The organism is Streptomyces sp. NPDC028331, from assembly GCF_055565775.1.
In genome coordinates this window covers 113,038-131,806 of sequence record NZ_JBVHTR010000018.1, presented here as the reverse complement: position 1 = coordinate 131,806, position 18,769 = coordinate 113,038, and the positions used below count along the sequence as shown (strand labels likewise).

The 18,769-nt window shown below is 72.7% G+C and carries 20 protein-coding genes; 13 read left to right on the top strand and 7 right to left on the bottom strand.

The genetic code is table 11. The features are described from left to right. Positions 1-78: 78 nt before the first annotated feature. Complete coding sequence (locus ACZ4SW_RS25450) at positions 79-234, bottom strand: hypothetical protein (RefSeq protein ID WP_468250126.1); 156 nt, start codon at positions 232-234, stop codon at positions 79-81. Between ACZ4SW_RS25450 and mshB the strand changes: the two genes are divergently transcribed. The 7 genes from mshB (at position 233) to ACZ4SW_RS25415 (ending at position 7,717) form a co-directional block, all read left to right on the top strand. Then, positions 233-1,156: an N-acetyl-1-D-myo-inositol-2-amino-2-deoxy-alpha-D-glucopyranoside deacetylase gene (mshB, locus tag ACZ4SW_RS25445; RefSeq protein ID WP_468250123.1), complete on the top strand. Its 924-nt coding sequence runs from the start codon at positions 233-235 to the stop codon at positions 1,154-1,156. The two genes, ACZ4SW_RS25450 and mshB, sit on opposite strands and share 2 nt — an antisense overlap. Beyond that, positions 1,153-1,572 (top strand): DUF6113 family protein, encoded by a 420-nt coding sequence (locus tag ACZ4SW_RS25440; protein ID WP_468250120.1) that lies wholly within the window; start codon positions 1,153-1,155, stop codon positions 1,570-1,572. The genes mshB and ACZ4SW_RS25440 overlap by 4 nt, the downstream gene beginning before the upstream one ends. 228 nt (positions 1,573-1,800) lie before the next feature. Next, positions 1,801-4,089, top strand: coding sequence for a hypothetical protein (locus tag ACZ4SW_RS25435; protein ID WP_468250117.1), 2,289 nt, complete (start codon positions 1,801-1,803; stop codon positions 4,087-4,089). A gap of 166 nt (positions 4,090-4,255) precedes the next feature. Next, entirely contained in the window at positions 4,256-5,179 is a 924-nt protein-coding gene (locus tag ACZ4SW_RS25430) for an ABC transporter ATP-binding protein (RefSeq protein ID WP_468250114.1), read from the top strand. Next, positions 5,176-5,907: an ABC transporter permease gene (locus ACZ4SW_RS25425; RefSeq protein WP_468250111.1), complete on the top strand. Its 732-nt coding sequence runs from the start codon at positions 5,176-5,178 to the stop codon at positions 5,905-5,907. The genes ACZ4SW_RS25430 and ACZ4SW_RS25425 overlap by 4 nt, the downstream gene beginning before the upstream one ends. A 5-nt stretch (positions 5,908-5,912) precedes the next feature. Continuing rightward, on the top strand, positions 5,913-7,106 hold the full coding sequence (locus tag ACZ4SW_RS25420; protein WP_468250259.1) for a sensor histidine kinase: 1,194 nt from the start codon (positions 5,913-5,915) through the stop codon (positions 7,104-7,106). Further along, positions 7,103-7,717 (top strand): response regulator, encoded by a 615-nt coding sequence (locus tag ACZ4SW_RS25415; RefSeq protein ID WP_468250107.1) that lies wholly within the window; start codon positions 7,103-7,105, stop codon positions 7,715-7,717. The genes ACZ4SW_RS25420 and ACZ4SW_RS25415 overlap by 4 nt, the downstream gene beginning before the upstream one ends. 27 nt (positions 7,718-7,744) lie before the next feature. Here the strand turns inward: ACZ4SW_RS25415 and ACZ4SW_RS25410 are convergent, their stop codons facing one another. Further along, positions 7,745-8,596, bottom strand: coding sequence for a transglutaminase family protein (locus tag ACZ4SW_RS25410; RefSeq protein WP_468250104.1), 852 nt, complete (start codon positions 8,594-8,596; stop codon positions 7,745-7,747). 17 nt (positions 8,597-8,613) lie between these two features. After that, positions 8,614-9,627 carry a GNAT family N-acetyltransferase gene (locus ACZ4SW_RS25405; protein WP_468250100.1) on the bottom strand — a complete coding sequence of 338 codons (1,014 nt, stop codon included), beginning with the start codon at positions 9,625-9,627 and terminating at the stop codon, positions 8,614-8,616. A 140-nt stretch (positions 9,628-9,767) separates the two neighbouring features. Here ACZ4SW_RS25405 and fdxA point away from each other — a divergent pair, with 140 nt between their 5' ends. Further along, a complete protein-coding gene (gene fdxA / locus ACZ4SW_RS25400; protein WP_043443616.1) occupies positions 9,768-10,088 on the top strand; it encodes a ferredoxin in 321 nt (106 codons plus the stop codon). 126 nt (positions 10,089-10,214) lie between these two features. Further along, positions 10,215-11,309: a bifunctional succinyldiaminopimelate transaminase/glutamate-prephenate aminotransferase gene (locus tag ACZ4SW_RS25395; protein ID WP_468250096.1), complete on the top strand. Its 1,095-nt coding sequence runs from the start codon at positions 10,215-10,217 to the stop codon at positions 11,307-11,309. 93 nt (positions 11,310-11,402) lie between these two features. Here ACZ4SW_RS25395 and ACZ4SW_RS25390 read toward each other — a convergent pair whose 3' ends face one another. After that, positions 11,403-11,837, bottom strand: coding sequence for an ATP-binding protein (locus ACZ4SW_RS25390; protein WP_468250092.1), 435 nt, complete (start codon positions 11,835-11,837; stop codon positions 11,403-11,405). A gap of 341 nt (positions 11,838-12,178) precedes the next feature. Continuing rightward, entirely contained in the window at positions 12,179-13,138 is a 960-nt protein-coding gene (locus ACZ4SW_RS25385) for a heavy metal transporter (protein WP_468250088.1), read from the bottom strand. Positions 13,139-13,235: 97 nt separating this feature from the next. On the opposite strand from ACZ4SW_RS25385, the gene dapE reads away from it, so the two are divergent. Next, on the top strand, positions 13,236-14,315 hold the full coding sequence (gene dapE, locus ACZ4SW_RS25380; RefSeq protein ID WP_468250085.1) for a succinyl-diaminopimelate desuccinylase: 1,080 nt from the start codon (positions 13,236-13,238) through the stop codon (positions 14,313-14,315). Between the two features lie 113 nt (positions 14,316-14,428). Beyond that, positions 14,429-15,187, top strand: coding sequence for an LOG family protein (locus ACZ4SW_RS25375; RefSeq protein WP_468250081.1), 759 nt, complete (start codon positions 14,429-14,431; stop codon positions 15,185-15,187). 533 nt (positions 15,188-15,720) lie between these two features. Here the strand turns inward: ACZ4SW_RS25375 and folP are convergent. Further along, a complete protein-coding gene (folP, locus tag ACZ4SW_RS25370; RefSeq protein WP_468250076.1) occupies positions 15,721-16,581 on the bottom strand; it encodes a dihydropteroate synthase in 861 nt (286 codons plus the stop codon). A gap of 160 nt (positions 16,582-16,741) precedes the next feature. Between folP and ACZ4SW_RS25365 the strand changes: the two genes are divergently transcribed. Both ACZ4SW_RS25365 and ACZ4SW_RS25360 read left to right on the top strand, forming a co-directional pair. Continuing rightward, positions 16,742-17,089 (top strand): DivIVA domain-containing protein, encoded by a 348-nt coding sequence (locus tag ACZ4SW_RS25365; protein WP_468250074.1) that lies wholly within the window; start codon positions 16,742-16,744, stop codon positions 17,087-17,089. Beyond that, on the top strand, positions 17,086-17,664 hold the full coding sequence (locus ACZ4SW_RS25360; protein ID WP_468250071.1) for a DNA-3-methyladenine glycosylase I: 579 nt from the start codon (positions 17,086-17,088) through the stop codon (positions 17,662-17,664). The genes ACZ4SW_RS25365 and ACZ4SW_RS25360 overlap by 4 nt, the downstream gene beginning before the upstream one ends. 34 nt (positions 17,665-17,698) lie before the next feature. On the opposite strand, the gene chcB is transcribed toward ACZ4SW_RS25360, so the two are convergent. Continuing rightward, complete coding sequence (gene chcB, locus ACZ4SW_RS25355; RefSeq protein ID WP_468250068.1) at positions 17,699-18,502, bottom strand: 2-cyclohexenylcarbonyl CoA isomerase; 804 nt, start codon at positions 18,500-18,502, stop codon at positions 17,699-17,701. Positions 18,503-18,769 lie beyond the last annotated feature (267 nt).

Here is an 18,769-nt window from a genome sequence, read left to right as displayed (position 1 = left end):
GGGCCGCGGAGGACGGGCCTGTCTCGCCCGCAGGGGTGACGGCCGGGAGGGCCGTCATTCCATCCCGGACGGCCCCCGCTACGCCACCCGCAAGGGCTTCGTCCACGGCGACGACGTCGCCATCGCCGACTGGACCATTTCGACCGAAGGCCCGCCTACGAGGACGAGGGCGCCGAGGGCGAGCATCAGGGGTGATACCGGCAGGGAGCCGAGGCACTCGTAGGGTGGTTCCATGACCGATCTGCCCGACCGGCGTCTGCTCCTGGTGCACGCGCACCCGGACGACGAGTCGATCAACAACGGCGCGACCATGGCCAAGTACGCGGCCGAGGGCGCCCGGGTGACGCTGGTGACCTGCACCCTCGGCGAGGAGGGCGAGGTCATCCCGCCGGAGCTCGCGCACCTCGCGCCCGACCGGGACGACGCGCTGGGCCCGCACCGGGCCGGCGAACTGGCCGCCGCCATGAACGAACTCGGCGTCGCGGACCACCGCTTCCTCGGCGGCCCCGGCCGCTACCGCGACTCGGGGATGATGGGCGCCGAGCAGAACCACCGGCCGGGGTCCTTCTGGTCCGCGGACCTCGACGAGGCCGCCGCGCACCTCGTGGCGGTCGTCCGCGAGGTACGCCCCCAGGTCCTCGTCACCTACGACCCCGACGGCGGCTACGGCCACCCGGACCACATCAAGGCCCACCGCGTCGCCATGCGCGCCGCCGGCCTGGCCGCCGACCCCGGCTTCCGCCCGGACCTCGGGACGCCCTGGCGGATCGCGAAGATCTACTGGAACCGGATGCCGCGCTCGGTCGCCCGGGCCGCGTTCGCCCGGCTCGGCGAGGCGCTCGACAAGACGCCCTTCGCCAAGGCGGCGAGCATCGACGACGTTCCCGGCGTGGTCGACGACCAGGTCGTCACCACAGAGATCGACGGCACGGCGTTCGCTGCGGCGAAGGCCGCGGCGATGCGTGCGCACGCCACCCAGATCGAGGTCGCCGAGCCGTACTTCGCGCTGTCCAACGCGCTCGCCCAGCCCCTGTTCACCACCGAGTACTACGAGTTGGCGCACGGTGAGCGTAGCGAGATGGGGGTCCCCCCGGCCGGAGGCTGGGGGAAGACCGGGGCCCGGGCGACGGATCTGTTCCAAGGAGTGACCCCATGACGGCGCCGAGCAAACAGCCGAACGCACTCGCACAGCCCCTGACCCTGCCCTCGCCCGGACGGATGGCCGCCTACCTCGGGTTGCTGGTGCTGGGGGCGGCCGTCGGCGTGGCGGGCGGTCTGCTGCAGGGCGCCTGGTTCCCGGGCGGACTGCTCCTCGCGCTCGCGGGCGCGGCCGGAGCCTTCCTGGGCGGCGCCCAGGCCACCGGCGCCCGCGCCGGGGCCCTCGCGCCCGCCGCCGGATGGCTGGTCGCCGTCATGCTGCTCACCGTCAGCCGCCCGGAGGGCGACTTCCTGTTCGGCGCGGGCATCGGCTCGTACCTGTTCCTGCTCGGCGGAATGGCCGTCGCTGTGATCTGCGCCACCCTTGCCCGCGGTCGGCAACCCGGCGGCCCCGGCGCCCGACTTGGCAAGTGACGTACCACTTCGTCGCCGGGGGTCATGGGATGTCCCCCGGAAAACGCGGTGCGGACGTGGGGGTCCCGTGCGGGTTTTCCCTCGCGGGCGCGGTCTGCGTTGCGCAAGCGGCCAGTATGGTGGTGCGCGCCGCCGAGCCTCCCCCACGCTCTCGGCTTCGCTCGAGCAGGGGGGACTCCCACCTGTTGAGGTCGAAACAGGCGGTGGAGCCAACCGGGAGAACCTGCCTTGAGTCGTGAAACTGACAACTCGTCCGCCGGACCCAACGGGCGTGGCGCAGCCGCGTACCCGTCGGGTACGCCGCCGTACGGAACCCCCCTGGTTGCCGAGGACGGTGTCGACGGGAGCCGTTCGGCCTCGCCGTCGGAGGAACGCAAGACCGAGACCACGCTGACGACCCGCGTCCGGATCAACATCCCCGGGTCCCGGCCCATTCCGCCGGTCGTCGTGCGCACCCCCGTCGCGGATGCCGACAGCGCGACCGACGAAGCGGGCCCGGACACGCGGGCGACACAGTCCGTGGGCGCGGTGAGCACCCTGGACACCCCGGCGGAGCCGGCCGCACCGGCCGAGGGGAAGACGGCGACCAGCGACTGGTTCGCACCGCGCAAGCCCGCGCAGGGCAGCGGGTCCACCAACGGGGCGGGCATGTCCGGGATTTCCGGCATACAGGGCCCGAACGGCGCGTCCGGCGTGGGGGCGCCGGGCGAGGGTGCCGGTAACGGCGCGGGTGCGCGGGGCGCGAACGGAGCGTCCGGTCGTCCGGGTGCGCCGATCGGTCCCGGCGCGAGCGGCGCGCGACCGGGTGGTTCGGGCGCGAACTCCGCGGGTGGCGCACGCCCCGGCGGTTCCGGTGCGCCGGGCGCACGGCCCGGGGACGGCCCGGGCGGCGCGGGCGCCTTCGGTGCACGACCGGGCGGCACGAACGGCGCGGGACTCCCGGGTGCCACCAGCGCCGGACCCGTCGCGCCGGGGCACGGCGGCGGCACCGGCTCGTTCGACGTGTCCGACGCTGTGGCGGCCAGCACGGCCTCCTTCCCGGCGATCGGCGCCGACGAGAGCGACGAACCCCGCCGCGACGACCTTCCGTACTTCTCCGAGCCGGGCCGGCGCGGCCCCTCCGGCCCGACCAGCGGCCCGGTCACCGGCGACAGCACGATCACCTCCAGCCCCGGCGGCCCCGGCCTGACCCCTCCGGGTACGGGAATCGGCGGCCCGGGCCTTCTGGCACCCGGCGCCCGGAGCACCCCCGGCGGACCGCTCGGCCCGGGAGCGCCCGGCGCGCCCGGCGCCGCTGCGGACCAGGGCCGTCCCGGCGGCGGGCTCAGCGACGACACCGCGATCCTCACCCCGCAGAAGCCCGCCCCCGAGCCGGGCCCCCAGGGTTTCGCCGGTCCCGGCGGCAATGTCTCCGGGCACACCGTCACCAGCGGCATCCCCGTCGTCCCGCCGGGCGACCGGAGCGGCGGCCCGTTCGGCCCGGGCTCCCCCTCCCAGGCGCCGACCCCGCACACGCCCCCGAAGCTGCCCGATGCGCCCAAGCCGCAGAGTGCCGGCGCCTCGAAGCCGGCCAAGAAGGGCCGCAGCAAGCTGGTCCTGCTGGGCGGCGGCGTGGTCCTCGTCGCCGGTGTCGCCTACGGCGCCGGCCTGCTGATGAACCACTCCGACGTGCCCAAGGGCACCACGGTGCTCGGCGTCGACATCGGCGGCGGCACCCGGGACGAGGCGGTCGAGAAGCTCGACGCCGCGCTCGGCAGTCGAACCGACAAGCCCCTGCAGCTCTCGGTCGACGGCAGGACGGTCCCCCTCAGGCCGGACCAGGCGGGCCTCCAGTTCGACAGCAAGGCCACCGTCGCCGCCGCCGCGAAGAGCGACTACAACCCGGTGTCGGTGATCGGCTCGCTGTTCGGGCAGCACCGGGTGGTCCAGCCCGTCATGCCCGTCGACGAGGAGAAGCTGCAGGCCGCCCTCCAGCGTGTCGCGGGAGGCTCCGGATCGATGGTCGAGGGCACGATCAGGTTCGAGCCCGGCCGGGCCGTTGCCGTCTACGGCAAGGCGGGCAAGGGGATCGACGTGGCGGCGTCGACCGCGGCCGTCCAGGAGGCGTACCGCACCCAGGTGGAGACCGGATCCGGCACGCCCGTGCGGGTGGCCACCACGACCCGGCAGCCGGCGGTCACGAACGCCGAGGTCGACCGGGAGATGAAGGCCTTCGCCGAGCCGGCGATGTCCGGCAAGGTGACGGTGCAGACGGACGCGGCGCACTCGATCCCGATGAGCCCCCAGAAGTCCCTGTGGAAGTTCCTCGGCGTGACGGCCGTCGACGGCAAACTGGTCGACAAGCCCAACCTGGCCGCCCTCAAGGAGCTCTACGGCCAGACGTTCGACGGCGTGCTCATCACCCGGGGCAACGGCAAGAAGACGCCCGTGACGCCCGAGGACGTCTACCTCGCCCTGCGCCAGGCGCTGATGAGCACGACCAACCGGGTCGCGGTCATCGACACGAACCCGCACTAGTCCCACCGCGCGGCCGGCGGCCGGCCAGGGGGGCGCCCGGGGAGTGCCCCCCTGCCGTGTCGGCCGTCGGTCCACCCCTGTCATGCCGTCGGCATGACATCTGTCATGCGGGAGTGACGACACCCGGCACTGCCGCGGAGGCCTCCGGGCCCGGGACGATGGGGCCATGACGACGACAGGGGCGACCACCGACGTGGTGGTCGGGTTCGATCAGGTGACCAAGGCCTATGGGGACGTGAAGGCCGTGGACGGGTTGTCGCTCGCGCTGCACCCGGGGGAGACCGTGGCCCTGCTGGGGCCCAACGGCGCGGGCAAGTCGACCACCCTCGACCTGCTCCTCGGGCTCAAGCAGAGCGACAGCGGCACCGTGCGCGTGTTCGGAACCAGTCCGCGCGAGGCCATCGTCGCCGGGCGGGTGGGCGCGATGCTGCAGAGCGGCGGCCTGATGGACGAGGTGACGGTCGCCGAACTGGTCAAGCTCGGCTGCGACCTGCACCCGCGGCCCTACAAGGTCAGCGACGTGCTCGCCCGCGCGGGCATCGCCCAGATCGCCGACCGCAAGGTCAACAAGCTCTCCGGCGGCCAGGCCCAGCGCGTCCGCTTCGCCCTGGCCACCGCGGGCGACAGCGACCTGATCGTGCTGGACGAGCCGACCACCGGCATGGACGTCTCCGCCCGCCAGGCCTTCTGGGCCACCATGCGGGAGCAGGCGGACCAGGGCCGTACGGTCCTGTTCGCCACGCACTACCTGGAAGAGGCCGACGCCATCGCGGACCGGGTGCTCGTGCTGCACCGCGGGCGGCTCCTCGCCGACGGCACCGCCGCCGAGATCAAGGCCAAGGCCGGCGCCCGCCGTGTCCGCTTCGACCTGGAGGGCCCGATCGACGAGGCCCCGTTGCGCGCGCTGCCGTTCCTGACCGCCATGGACGTATCCGGGCAGAGCGTACGCATCCAGTCGTCCGACGCCGACGCGACCGTCCACGCCCTGTACGGGCTCGGCGTCTACCCCCGCAACCTCGAAGTCGCCGGGCTCGGGCTCGAGCAGGCGTTCGTCGCCATCACCGAGGCCGAGGAGGCCAAGCAGTCATGAACGCGCTCATCAGGCTGGAACTGACCCGCGCCCTGCGCAACCGAAAGTTCCTGTTCTTCTCGGTGATCTACCCGACGGCGATCTTCCTGCTGGTCTCCAGCCAGACGGGAAACGTCGACGGCACCGGCCTGAGCGTCGCGAAGTACGTCATGGTCTCCATGGCCTCCTTCGGCGCCCTGACCGCCGTCCTGATGGGCAACAGCGAGCGCATCGCCAAGGAGCGCGAGAGCGGCTGGGTGCGGCAACTGCGGCTGACCACCCTGCCGGGCCGCGGCTACGTCCTCGCCAAGACGGCCAGCGCCGCCGTCGTCAGCCTGCCGTCCATCGTCGTCGTCTTCCTGGTCGCCGCGACCGTGAAGGACGTACGGCTGGACGCCTGGCAGTGGCTCGCCCTCACCGGCGCCATCTGGGCCGGCAGCCTGGTCTTCGCCGCCCTCGGAGTCGCCATCGGCTACCTCGCCAGTGGGGACGCGGTCCGCCCGATCACGATGATCATCTACTTCGGCCTGTCGATACTCGGCGGTCTGTGGATGCCCTCCACCACCTTCCCCACCTGGCTGCAGGACATCGCCAAGTGGCTGCCCACCCACGCGTACGCGGCCCTGGGACGGGCGATAGAACAGAGCCAGGCCCCGCACGCCCAGGACGTCGCCATCCTCGTCGCCTTCTTCCTCCTCTTCGCGGGCGGCGCGGCCTGGCTGTACCGGAAGGACACGCTGAAGGCGTGAGCACCATGACGGAAGACCAGCGGTCGGACGAGGTCCGGGCGGAGCGGCTGATGCGCATGGGCCAGCCGCCCCGCAACCTGGCCGAGGCGCTGCGCAAGCTGGTGTGGATCGTGCCCTGGCTGATCTTCCTCAGTTCTCCGGTGCGGGACCTGACCTCCGGTGACCACTCGGCCGCCGCCGACGCGGCAGGCTGGGTGGGCTTGGTGACCTTCGTCGGTGTCTACCTGGCGGTCATCTTCCGGAACATGGGCCGGCCGTTCTCGGGACGGACCGTCGCGTCCCTGGTCGTCCTGCTCGGCACGCTCGCGGTCGTCCTGTGTCTCACGCTCGGCGGCAACTGGATCGGCCTCTTCGTCTACGTCTCGGTCACCTGTGGCGCGACCCTGCCGTTGCGCATCGCCTACTGGGTGATCCCGCTGAACAGCCTCACGATGCTGCTCGTCGGCCGGTACACCGGCCTCCACGGCATGTGGAACCTCTTGCTGATGGTGACGATGCTCGGCTTCGCGATGACGGGCGTACGGCAACTGGTGCGGACGACGGTGGAGTTGCGCAAGGCGCGCGCCACCGTGGCACAGCTCGCCGCCAACGAGGAGCGGCTGCGTCTGGCCCGCGATCTGCACGACCTGCTCGGCCACTCGCTCTCCCTCATCACGCTCAAGAGCGAGCTGGCCGGCCGTATGCTCCCCGACCACCCCGACAAGGCGGCCCAGCAGGTCGCCGACATCGAACGGGTCAGCCGCCAGGCCCTCGTCGACGTGCGCGAGGCGGTCACCGGCTACCGGCGCCCGCGCCTGTCCGCGGAACTGGCCGGGGCGCAGGTGGCCCTGACGGCGGCCGGAGTCACCGCGGACGTCCCCACGGAACCCGACCTCACCGGGGTCGCCGAGGAGAGCGAGTCCGTGCTCGCCTGGGCACTGCGCGAGGCGGTCACCAACGTCGTACGGCACAGCGGGGCCGACCGCTGCACGGTGGAGGTGCTGCAACGGCAGACCCTGGACGGGCGGATGCTGGAGCTCTCCGTCGAGGACGACGGATCGGGCGGGGCGGGCAACGGCCCCGGCAACGGCCTGACGGGGTTGACCGAGCGCCTGGAGAAGGTCGGCGGGACGCTGGAGGCGGGCCGCGTCCGGCGTGGTTTCCGGTTGGTCGCACGCGTGCCGGTGCGCGTCGCGGCCGACGTAGGATCCGGGGCATGAGCCGTACGATCAAGGTCCTTCTCGCCGAGGACCAGTCGATGGTCCGCGAGGCGCTGGCCGCGCTGCTCGGCCTGGAGGAGGACATCGAGGTCGTCGCCCAGGTCGCGCGCGGGGACGAGGTGCTGGCGGCGGCACGCGCCCACGAGGTGGACGTGGCACTGCTCGACATCGAGATGCCCGGCGCCACCGGGATCGAGGCGGCGGCCCGGTTGCGCCGCGAGCTGCCGGCGCTGAAGGTGGTCGTGCTGACGACGTTCGGCCGCCCCGGCTACCTGCGCTCCGCGATGGAGGCGGGCGCCGCCGCGTTCCTGGTGAAGGACGCCCCGGCGGCCCAACTCGCCGAGGCCGTACGGAAGGTGCTCGCCGGGGAACGGATCATCGACCCCACGCTGGCGGCCGCCGCCCTGGCCGACGGCGCCAACCCGCTCACGGAGCGGGAGCGCGAGGTCCTGCGGGCGGCGGCGGACGGCGCGACGAACGCCGAGCTGGCGGCGGCGCTCCACCTCTCCCAGGGGACCGTCCGCAACTACCTGTCCACCGCCATACAGAAGCTGGCGGTGAGGAACCGGGCCGAAGCCGTGCGGATGGCTCGTGAGAAGGGGTGGCTGTAGCGCCCCACCACGGCGCGTGGGCGGACCTCAGTTGAGCATGGCCCGCGCAGCCCGAGCCTGTCCCCGCACCCGCTCCGCAACCGTGTCGTCGACGGCGGAGACGATCTCGGCGTACGCGTCCAACTCCGCGGCCCCCCGCAGGAACTCCCCCCGCTGCACCAGAAGCTGCGCGTACTCGTACCGCAACCGCGCAGCGTGCGACGGCACCAGCAGCGACAACTCCACCGCCCACAGGGCCACGTCCGACCGCTCGGGCCGGGCGGCGGCCCACGCCCGGATGTTGTTCAACACCCGCAGCACCACATCCAGCGGATCGGCCGGGCCGAGCATCGAGGGATCGAGCGGCGCCCCCGTGGCGCCGACCACCAGCATCTCGGCGTCACCCCCGGTCAGCACCCGGCCCCCGTCGAAGGGATCGGCCAGCACCTGCCGGTCCGTGGGCCCGAACCCCACGACGAAGTGCCCGGGCAGGGCGACCCCGTACACCGGCGCCCCCGCCCGCCGTGCCACCTCGATCCACACCACCGACAGCAGGATCGGCAGCCCGCGCCGCCGCCGCAGCACCGAGTGCAGCAGCGACGACTCCAGACGCTCGTAGTCCGCGGCGGAGCCGCGGAACCCGCAGCGGCCGCCGAGGACGTCCGCCAGCGCCTCGGCCCAGGCGCGCGGCCCGTCCGGCCGGAACGGCACCAGCCCGGCCAGCCGGTCCAGCTCGACCTGCGCGGCGTCGATCCCGGCCTCGTCCAGCTCTCCGTCCGCCGCCGCGCCCACGAGCAGGCACAGCGTCGCGAGGTCGGGCCGCTCGGACCGCGCCTCCTCGCCGAACCGCCGCCGCACCTCGGCGGCCCGCTCCGGCTCCGGGGGACGGGGGCCACGCATCACAACCTCGAACCCTCTCACGCCACCGGTTCACGGGAGCCCTCCGGCTCCCGGTAGTGGTGATATGCATGATGCGCCCCGAACCCCAGTCCCGCGTACAGGGCCCGCGCACCCTCGTTGTCCGTCTCCACCTGGAGCCAGGCCGCCGAGGCGCCCTCGTCCAGGGCCTGCCGGGCCAGCGCGGCCATCACGGCGGTGGCCAGGCCCCGCCGGCGCTGCTCCGGGTCGACCTCGACCGCCGCGAAACCGGCCCACCGACCGTCCACCACGCACCGCCCGATCGCCGCCGGCGGGGCGCCCTGAGCCCCCCGCACCGTCGCGAACCACACCGAGGGACCACTGCTCAGCACCGTCAGGGCCACCTCGCTCAGCCCCTTGCGCTGGTAGCGGCCGAGCCACGCCTCATCGGCCGTGCGGGACAGCTCCACCCCGGGCGCCTCGCGGTCCGCGAGCGGCGCCAGGGAGCCGGTCCACAGCTCGGCGGTCACCTCCCGCGTCCACCCGCGCGCCTCGAGCTCCGCGCACAGCATCTCCTGTGTGCCCTCCGCGCCGGTCGCGAGCTGTATGTAGGCGGGCAGGCCACGGGCCGCGTACCAGCGCCGTACGGCCGCCAGCGCCTCGTCCAGCGGCAGCCCGGGGTCGCCGAGGGGCAGCACCGAGTTGGCCCGGCGCGTGAACCCGGCGGCCGCGCGCAGCTCCCACTCACCGAGCCGCTCCCGCTCCACCGGCTGCCAGGCCCGGGCGGAGATCCGCGCCAGCTCCTCGTAGGACGCCGCGGGACCCCGGCGACGCGCCGGAGCCGCGGGGACCACCTTGCCCGCGACCAGCGACGATTCCGCGATCCGGACACTTTGACCATCCCGCCGTGTGATCAGCAGCACACCGTCATCCCATGATGTGAGAACTCCGACCGTGTCGGTGAACTTCTCACCCTCGGCGGCATGTTCGTTCCACCGCCGTACGGAGACGCGTTTTCCCACGTCAGCAGCGGTGATACGGATCTCGAGCCGTCCGCCCGCAGAGATTTCCACAGGTCAGTTCACCCCTCCTGTTCGGATCATGCCCGGGAACGGAGATACTAGGTGCGGGCATCGACGACGCCGCGCTCCCGCGCGCCAGGCGGCGGAGCCTGAGGAGGCCCGCCAGCGCCCTACCGAGGAGGAACGACAGCGTGACCTACGTCATCGCAGAGCCTTGTGTCGACGTCAAGGACAAGGCGTGCATCGAGGAGTGCCCGGTCGACTGCATCTACGAGGGCCAGCGGTCCTTGTACATCCACCCGGACGAATGCGTCGACTGTGGGGCCTGTGAACCGGTCTGCCCGGTCGAGGCGATCTTCTACGAGGACGACACTCCCGAGGAGTGGAAGGACTACTACAAGGCGAACGTCGAGTTCTTCGACGAGCTCGGCTCGCCCGGTGGCGCCAGCAAGCTGGGGCTGATCGAGCGCGACCACCCCTTCATCGCGGCGCTGCCCCCGATGAACCAGTAATCGGCCCGGAGGCCGGTTGATTCGGTCCCGTACGGTGCCCGCCCCGGCGCCGCACGGGACCGAGGCGTTTGGTCCCCGTACGCTCGTACGGGGGCGCCCGTCGTTCCAGAAAGTGAGCCGATCCCCGTGTCCGCAGTCTCCGACCGCCTTCCGACCTTCCCCTGGGACAAGCTCGAGCCGTACAAGAAGACGGCCGCCGCGCACCCGGACGGGATCGTCGACCTGTCCGTCGGCACTCCGGTCGACCCCGTGCCCGAGCTGATCCAGAAGGCGCTGGTCGCGGCGGCGGACTCCCCGGGCTACCCGACCGTCTGGGGCACGCCGGAGCTGCGGGACGCGATCACGGGCTGGGTGGAGCGCCGCCTGGGTGCCCGCGGGGTCACCCACCGCCACGTCCTGCCGGTGGTCGGATCGAAGGAACTCGTCGCCTGGCTCCCGACCCAGCTCGGCCTCGGCCCCGGCGACACGGTCGCCCACCCGCGTCTGGCCTACCCGACGTACGAGGTCGGCGCGCGCCTGGCCCGTGCCGATCACCAGGTCTACGACGATCCGACCGACCTGGACCCGGCGAACCTGAAGCTCCTGTGGCTGAACTCCCCGTCGAACCCGACGGGCAAGGTGCTCGGCAAGGACGAGCTGACGAGGATCGTCGCCTGGGCGCGCGAGCACGGCGTGCTGGTGTTCTCCGACGAGTGCTACCTCGAGCTGGGCTGGGAGGCCGACCCCGTCTCGGTCCTGCACCCGGACGTGTGCGGCGGCTCCTACGAGGGGATCGTCGCCGTCCACTCCCTCTCCAAGCGCTCGAACCTGGCGGGCTACCGCGCGGCCTTCCTGGCCGGGGACCCCGCGGTCCTCGGGCCGCTCCTGGAGATCCGCAAGCACGGCGGCATGATGACGCCGGCGCCCACGCAGGCGGCGGTGGTGGCGGCGCTGGGCGACGACTCGCACGTCCGTGAACAGCGTGAGCGCTACGCGGCCCGGCGTACGGCCCTGCGCGCCGCCCTCCTGGAGCACGGCTTCCGGATCGAGCACAGCGAGGCGAGCCTGTACCTGTGGGCGACCCGCGACGAGTCCTGCTGGCAGACGGTCGCCCACCTGGCCGACCTCGGCATCCTGGTCGCGCCGGGCGACTTCTACGGCGAGGCGGGCGAGAAGTTCGTACGGGTGGCCCTGACGGCGACGGACGAGAGGGTCGCGGCCGCGGTGGAACGGCTCGGCTGATCTGCGACCGCCGTGGGCAGCCGCTCACCGGCACAACGGACGGAGGGTCCGGGGAGACTTCCCCGGACCCTCCGCCGTACCACCCCGGAGGGGTCAGCCGCCCAGCGGCAGGCCCTTCGGCAGCCCGCCCTTGGCCGCACCCCCGAGCAGGCCCCCGGCCTGCCCCGCCGCGTCCCCGGCGACCTTCTGCGCGACCGGCGCGGCCGTCCCGACGACCTTCCCGCCGGTCCGGCTCACGGCCGGCACCGCCTTCCTGGCCGCCTGGCTGCCGGCCGCGACCGCGTGGCTGCCGGTGTCACCCGCGACCCCGGTGACCTGCCGCGTCGCACCGTCGACCTGCCGGGCCGCGCCGTCGACGCCGGTGCCGGCCTGCGCGGTGTCGAGGGCGGTCACCCCACCGAGGTCGGGGGTGGCCGGCAGATCGGTCGTCGCCGCGCTGGCGGAGCCGGCCGCACCGACCACGGGCGCCGCTCCCGCTGCGATCAGCAGCGCGGCACGGGCGATCCGGTGGGTCAGGGGGAGGGACATGATGCTCCTTAGACGGGAGAGAACGGTGAAGTGTTCAGCTGGGCCCGGGAGTTCGGCCGATTCGGCTGTTCATCGTTCCGGGCTCGGACGCAGTGACTACCGCTCGAAGCCCGCGAAGGTTGCGGTGACCCGACGTAAAGAGTTGGTAATGCGTCGCATTATCAGGTGGGGATGAAATCGGGCAAACGACAACGGGCCGGAAAGCCTGCCGAATCCTTACAGCCCTTTGTTCACAAGGGGCCCGGCAGATACGCCGGTGGCCCTGCGAAAAAGGGCGCGCCCCGTCGACGAGGCGCGCCGCGCATTACCCGCAGGGGTGAGAACTCGTACTGCTGGCCGGACTACTCCCCGGTCACGATGCGGACTTCGGCGTCCGACGCCTCGGCGTCGGCGGACCCGGTCGTGCGCCACTCGTCGGCGAAGCCTCCCCGGGACCACTCGCGGCCCGCGAAGGAGACGCGTGAGATGTGCAGTGCCGTGGAGTTGGCCACCGCCCAGTGCGCCAGCTCCCAGCCGTGCTCGAGGGCGGTCCCCGAAGCGGTGGACCTCTTGGGCACCGGGATCGTCACCGCGTCGTCGGCGGCCCGCGCCGGCGTGGCCGTGGGGGACGGCGACGGGCGCCGTGGGACCACCTCCGCGCCGGCCGTCTGGAGCACATCGCGCCCGAAGTCCCGCACCAGCGCCGCCCGGACCGCGTCGGGGCCGCCGGTCGCCGCCGGCGCGGGGCGTCCCTGGCAGGTCAGCGTGCCCGCCGCCCGGCCGGTCAGCGCGGCGGCGAGCAGCGCGGCGTCCGGCTCGTGCTTCGCGTACGCCTCCGGAAAGCCGCTGCGCTGCACGCGCTGCGCGGCGACCGTCAGGGGCAGACTCGTGTAGTCCGGGACCTTGGACAGGTGTTCGTAGAACACGCCCGCCGCGTACGTCGGGTCCATGATCTGCTTCTCGGTGCCCCAGCCCTGCGACGGACGCTGCTGGAACAGGCCGAGCGAATCCCGGTCGCCGTGCTCGATGTTGCGCAGGCCCGACTCCTGCAGGGCGGTCGCGAGCGCGATGGTCACCGCGCGCTCCGGCATGCCACGGGTGGTGCCGACGGCGGCGATCGTCGCCGCGTTGACCGCCTGCTCCGGCGTGAACTCGTACGAGGCGCCGTCGTCCTTGCCGGAGACGACGCGGCATCTCGGCGCCGCCGAACCGGTGAGGTACTGGACGACGAGATAACCCGCGACGGCGAGCAGGACCACGAAGGCCGCCCCGAAACGGAGGAGGCGGCCACGTCGGACGGAAACAGGGGACAGCTCTGACACGCCGTACAAGGTACTTGAGGTGAACAGGGGGTTGCCCCGGCGCTGTGGACAACTCCTGCGGCAGGCGCGCACGGTCGGGCACGCTAGGGTCGAGGACATGGCCGATACCCCACTTGACCTCACGCTGGACGCCGCTCGGCTCACCGCGCGGCTCGTCGACTTCCCGTCCGAGAGCGGTACCGAGAAGCCCCTCGCGGATGCCGTCGAGGCGGCGCTGCGCGCCCTGCCGCACCTGACGGTCGACCGGTACGGCAACAACGTGGTGGCGCGGACGGACCTGGGGCGGCCCGAGCGCGTCATCCTGGCGGGCCACATCGACACGGTCCCGATCGCGGACAACGTGCCCTCCCGCCTGGACGCGGACGGGGTGCTGTGGGGCTGCGGCACCTGCGACATGAAGTCGGGCGTCGCCGTCCAGCTCCGCATCGCGGCGACGGTCCCCGAACCCAACCGCGATCTGACGTTCGTCTTCTACGACAACGAAGAGGTCGACGCACACCTGAACGGTCTGAAGCATGTGTCCGAGGCCCACCCGGAATGGCTCCAGGGCGACTTCGCCGTGCTCCTCGAGCCCTCCGACGGCCAGGTCGAGGGCGGCTGCCAGGGCACGCTGCGGGTGGAGCTGAGGACCAGGGGCGAGCGGGCCCACTCGGCGCGCGCCTGGATGGGCTCGAACGCGATCCACGCGGCGGCCCCGATCCTGGCCCGCCTGGCCGCGTACGAACCGCGCCGCCCGGTCATCGACGGGCTGGAGTACCGGGAGGGGCTGAACGCGGTCGGCATCTCCGGCGGGGTGGCCGGGAACGTGATCCCCGACGCATGCGTGGTGACGGTCAACTTCCGGTACGCGCCGGACCGCAGCGAGGATGAGGCGGTCGCGCACGTCCGTGAGGTGTTCGCGGACTGCGGCGTGGAGGGGTTCGAGGTGGTCGACCACAGCGGCGGCGCCCTGCCGGGGCTGTCGCACCCGGCCGCGGCGGCGTTCATCGAGGCGGTCGGCGGCACCCCGCAGCCCAAGTACGGCTGGACGGACGTCTCCCGCTTCAGCGCGCTCGGCGTCCCGGCGGTCAACTACGGTCCGGGCAACCCGCTCCTGGCGCACAAGCGGGACGAGCGGGTGGAGACGGCGAAGGTCCTCGCGGCGGAGGAGCGCCTGAGGTCCTGGCTGACGTCCTGACCTGCCGCGGACCGCGGGGACGGTGGCGCGAGCCGGACATGCACACGTCCCCCCTCCGTAACCCGCGCGGATCTACGCTGGGGTGGAACCACCCCCGAGCGGAGGGAGCGCACATGCCTACCGGCAACCCCGAGGGGAAGAAGATTCCGCCGGATGAGCAGCGGCTGGGTCCGGTGCTGCGCAGACGGGGCCAGGTGACGAGGAGCACGACGGACCAGCGGCTGCTGGACGAGCGCGCTCCCACGGACTGGGTCCACACGGATCCGTGGCGTGTCCTGCGCATCCAGTCGGAGTTCATCGAGGGTTTCGGCACGCTGGCCGAACTCCCGCCCGCGATCAGCGTGTTCGGCTCGGCGCGGACGCCGGTGGACTCGCCGGAGTACGACGCGGGCGTACGGCTCGGGCGCGGCCTGGTGCAGGCGGGCTGGGCGGTGATCACCGGCGGCGGCCCGGGCGCGATGGAGGCGGCGAACAAGGGGGCCTGCGAGGCGAAGGGGATCTCGGTCGGCCTCGGCATCGAGCTGCCGTTCGAGCAGGGGCTGAACCCGTACGTCGACATCGGCCTGAACTTCCGCTACTTCTTCGTCCGCAAGATGATGTTCGTCAAGTACGCGCAGGGGTTCGTGGTCCTGCCGGGCGGCCTCGGCACGCTGGACGAACTGTTCGAGGCGCTGACCCTGGTGCAGACCCAGAAGGTGACACGCTTCCCGATCGTGCTGTACGGCACGTCGTACTGGGGCGGCCTGGTGGACTGGATCAAGAACACCCTGGTGGCCCAGGGCAAGGCCACGGAGAAGGACCTGCTCCTGTTCCACCTCACGGACGACGTGGACGAGGCGGTGGCCCTGGTCTCCAAGGAGGCGGGACGCTAGTGCTGTGACCGGAAAGGTTCACCGGCTCGCGACGCCCGGCACGGCACCTCGCCGCGTTGTCGCATCACCCGAGTACATCCAGTACGCGGGCGATGCTCCGCCTTGCGATGTACCGCACCGGACGCCGCGAGCTTCCCGGCAAACCTTTCCGGTCACAGCACTAGGCGCTGCGCCTGAACCGGGCGGCGGGTCGTCCGGTGGCGAGTACGCCCCCGGCGCGTGGGTGCCGCCCTGGGGGCTCCGCCCCCGGCCTCCTTTCGGCCCCCTTTCGGCCTCCTTTCGGCCTTCGGCCCGAAGACCGGAGGCGACTCGCGGGTGCCCGGCTGTGAGCCGGACGCGGCTGGTCGCGAAGTTCCCCCGCGCCCCTTCAGGGGCGCGGCCCCCTGGTCAGGGGTACAGGGGGCGCAGCCGCCGCCGCGCCGGGGTTCGCGGAGCCCCTGGTGGGGTCGAAGGGGCGGAGCCCCTGGTCGGGTCGAAGGGGCAGAGCCCCTGGAGGTGGGACGGGCAGGGGCGGCGGGGGCGAGGGACCGCCGTCAGGCCAGGCCCCGCCGGGCCACCGCCGGCGGGCGGTGGCCCGCGATCGACGCCACCATGTCCAGCACCTGCCGCGTCTCCGCCACCTCGTGCACCCGGTACACCTGCGCCCCCAGCCACGCCGACACCGCCGTCGTCGCCAGCGTCCCCAGCACCCGTTCCTTCACCGGCCGGTCCAGCGTCTCCCCGACGAAGTCCTTGTTGGACAGCGACACCAGCACCGGCCACCCCGTGGCGACCATCTCGTCCAGCCGCCGCGTCGCCTCCAGGCTGTGCCGCGTGTTCTTCCCGAAGTCGTGGCCGGGGTCGATCAGGACCGACTCGCGCGGCACCCCCAAAGCCACCGCCCGTTCCGCCAGCCCCACCGTCACCTTCAGGATGTCGGCCATGACGTCGTCGTACGTCACCCGGTGCGGCCGCGTCCGCGGCAGCGCGCCCCCGGCGTGCGTGCACACCAGCCCCACCCCGTAGCGCGCCGCCACCTCGGCCAGCCGCGGATCGACCCCGCCCCACGCGTCGTTCAGCAGGTCGGCGCCCGCCTTGCACACGGCCTCGCCGACCTCGTGCCGCCAGGTGTCCACACTGATCACGACGTCCGGGAAACGCCGCCGCACCTCCGCGACGAAACCGACCGTCCGCCGCGCCTCCTCCTCGGCCGTGACCTCCTCGCCCGGCCCGGCCTTCACCCCGCCGATGTCGATGATCGCGGCGCCCTCGGACACGGCCTGCTCCACGCGCGCGAGGGCCGGCTCGTCGCGGAACGTGGCCCCCTGGTCGTAGAAGGAGTCCGGGGTCCGGTTCACGATCGCCATGATCACCGGCTCGTGCTCGCCGAATTCGCGCCTGCCCAGCCTGAGCATCCCGTGTGACCTCTCCCAGTACGTCCCGTTCCTCGGCCGCCTGTGACCTTAATTGTCGGCGACGCATGGCACGATCTGACCCAGAGAGAAAGACAGACTCGACATCGGCACTTCCGCGTCGGCGCGCAGCGCGCCGGCACCGAGCGTGGGGACCTCAGTGATGCTCATGTTCTTGTTCCTGGTCGTCGCGCTCGCCGTCGTGGTCGCCGCGGTGACACTGGCCGTGGTGGGCGGCGGCGAGAGCACCCCCCTGCCGGAGGCGGCCCCGGAGCGGTTCGACGACCCGCTTCCGCCGGACCGCCCCGTCGGCCGCGACGACGTGGAGGCCCTGCGCTTCCCGCTCGCCGTCCGGGGCTACCGCATGGCGGACGTGGACGACGCGCTCGGCCGCCTCGGCGCCGAGATCGCCGAGCGGGACTCCCGTATCGCCGACCTGGAGGCCGCGCTCGCCGGCGCGCGCTCCGCCGGACCGGCCGGCGACCCGCGGACCGAAGGAGACGACCAGTGAGCGGCGCGGCCATCGCGGGACCGGACGGCCTGCTGCGCTGTCCCTGGGCGCTGTCCACCGAGGACTACGTGGCGTACCACGACGAGGAGTGGGGCCGCCCCGTCCACGGCGACGACGCGCTGTACGAGCGGCTGTGCCTGGAGGCGTTCCAGTCGGGCCTGTCCTGGATCACCATCCTGCGCCGCCGCGAGGGCTTCCGGGCCGCGTTCGCCGACTTCCGGATCGCGAAGGTGGCCGCGTTCACGGAGGCCGACCAGGAGCGCCTGCTCGCCGACCCGGGCATCATCCGCAACCGCGCCAAGATCGAGGCGACACTCGCCAACGCGCGCGTACTGGCCGAGTGGGCACCGGGGGAGCTGGACGAGCTGATCTGGTCGTACGCCCCCGACGCGTCCCGCCCGGCCCCGAGGACCCTGGCCGACGTCGCCCCGGTCACCGACGAGTCCACAGCGCTCTCCAGGGCCCTGAAGAAGCGCGGCATACGCTTCGTCGGCCCGACCACGGCGTACGCGCTGATGCAGGCCTGCGGCCTGGTGAACGACCACCTGGCGGACTGCGCCGCCCGCGGCGACTGACTCGGCAGCCCACCGGGGCGGCGCCCGGCCGCCCCTACCGGCCCAGGTACTTCGGCCGCTCCTTGTTCACGAACGCCTGCACCGCGATCGCGTGGTCCTCGGACGAGCCCGCCCGCGTCTGCAACTCGTCCTCCTTCTCCAGGGTCTCCTCCAAGGAGTGGGTCAGGCCGTACGCCACCGCCTCCTTGATCGCCGCGTACGCCACCGTCGGCCCCCCGGCGAGCGCCACGGCCACCTTCTCCGCCTCGGCCCGCAGCTCGTCCGCGGGGACGACCCGGTTCGCGATGCCCAGCTCCAGCGCCTCCTGGGCGCCGATGCTCCGGGGGAAGAGCAGCAGGTCGGTGGCGCGCCCGGGACCGACCACACGGGGCAGCGTCCAGGAGACGCCCGAGTCGGCCGTCAGCGCCACCCCCGCGAACGACGTGTTGAAGGACGCCGTGCCCGACACGATCCGGTAGTCCGCGGCCAGCGCGAATCCGAAGCCGGCTCCGGCCGCCACCCCGTTCACCGCGGCCACCACCGGCTTGGGCGCACTCACCAGCGCCCGGACGATCGGGTTGTAGTGCTCCCGGACCGTGCTCATGGTGTGGCCCGAGCCGGTCTCCCGGTCGGAGGCCAGCAGCCCGATGTGCTCCTTGAGGTCCTGCCCCACACAGAACGCCCGGTCCCCGGCGGCGGTGAGCAGGATCGCGCGGACGGAGCCGTCGTCCGCCGCGGAGCGCACCGCGTCGCGGAGGGCGACCTTGGTCGCGATGTTCAGCGCGTTCATCGCCTCGGGACGGTTCAGCGTGATCGTCGCGAGCCCGTCGCTCACCTCGTAGAGCACGGTGTCGGCCATGGTGGTCCCCTCCGGTGTCGCGCCTCGGGCCTACCGGTCGGTACGCCCGCGTCCGAAGGACAGCATGGCCGAGATCACCGTCCGTGGAACGGACCGTACGTGTGACCTGCGTCAAAGAATTCCCGACCGCATCCGGTCGGCGGATGTGCGTGCGAGGGCGAAGTATCACAGCCACATCGCCGAATTGAGTGGTTTTGCTCGCGCGTGTTGCCCAAGCGATGCCGACTGATGTTGGTCATCGGGTCATGAGATGCGGGATAATGGCCT

Coding starts and splice junctions, on each gene's coding strand:
- ACZ4SW_RS25425 (WP_468250111.1), top strand. CDS start 5,176: ATGAACGCGCTCATCAGGCTGGAACTGACCCGCGCCCTGCGCAACCGA.
- ACZ4SW_RS25450 (WP_468250126.1), bottom strand. CDS start 234: ATGGAACCACCCTACGAGTGCCTCGGCTCCCTGCCGGTATCACCCCTG.
- folP (WP_468250076.1), bottom strand. CDS start 16,581: ATGCTCAGGCTGGGCAGGCGCGAATTCGGCGAGCACGAGCCGGTGATC.
- ACZ4SW_RS25430 (WP_468250114.1), top strand. CDS start 4,256: ATGACGACGACAGGGGCGACCACCGACGTGGTGGTCGGGTTCGATCAG.
- ACZ4SW_RS25375 (WP_468250081.1), top strand. CDS start 14,429: ATGCCTACCGGCAACCCCGAGGGGAAGAAGATTCCGCCGGATGAGCAG.
- dapE (WP_468250085.1), top strand. CDS start 13,236: ATGGCCGATACCCCACTTGACCTCACGCTGGACGCCGCTCGGCTCACC.
- ACZ4SW_RS25415 (WP_468250107.1), top strand. CDS start 7,103: ATGAGCCGTACGATCAAGGTCCTTCTCGCCGAGGACCAGTCGATGGTC.
- chcB (WP_468250068.1), bottom strand. CDS start 18,502: ATGGCCGACACCGTGCTCTACGAGGTGAGCGACGGGCTCGCGACGATC.
- ACZ4SW_RS25365 (WP_468250074.1), top strand. CDS start 16,742: ATGCTCATGTTCTTGTTCCTGGTCGTCGCGCTCGCCGTCGTGGTCGCC.
- ACZ4SW_RS25410 (WP_468250104.1), bottom strand. CDS start 8,596: ATGCGTGGCCCCCGTCCCCCGGAGCCGGAGCGGGCCGCCGAGGTGCGG.
- ACZ4SW_RS25420 (WP_468250259.1), top strand. CDS start 5,913: ATGACGGAAGACCAGCGGTCGGACGAGGTCCGGGCGGAGCGGCTGATG.
- ACZ4SW_RS25440 (WP_468250120.1), top strand. CDS start 1,153: ATGACGGCGCCGAGCAAACAGCCGAACGCACTCGCACAGCCCCTGACC.
- ACZ4SW_RS25390 (WP_468250092.1), bottom strand. CDS start 11,837: ATGTCCCTCCCCCTGACCCACCGGATCGCCCGTGCCGCGCTGCTGATC.
- mshB (WP_468250123.1), top strand. CDS start 233: ATGACCGATCTGCCCGACCGGCGTCTGCTCCTGGTGCACGCGCACCCG.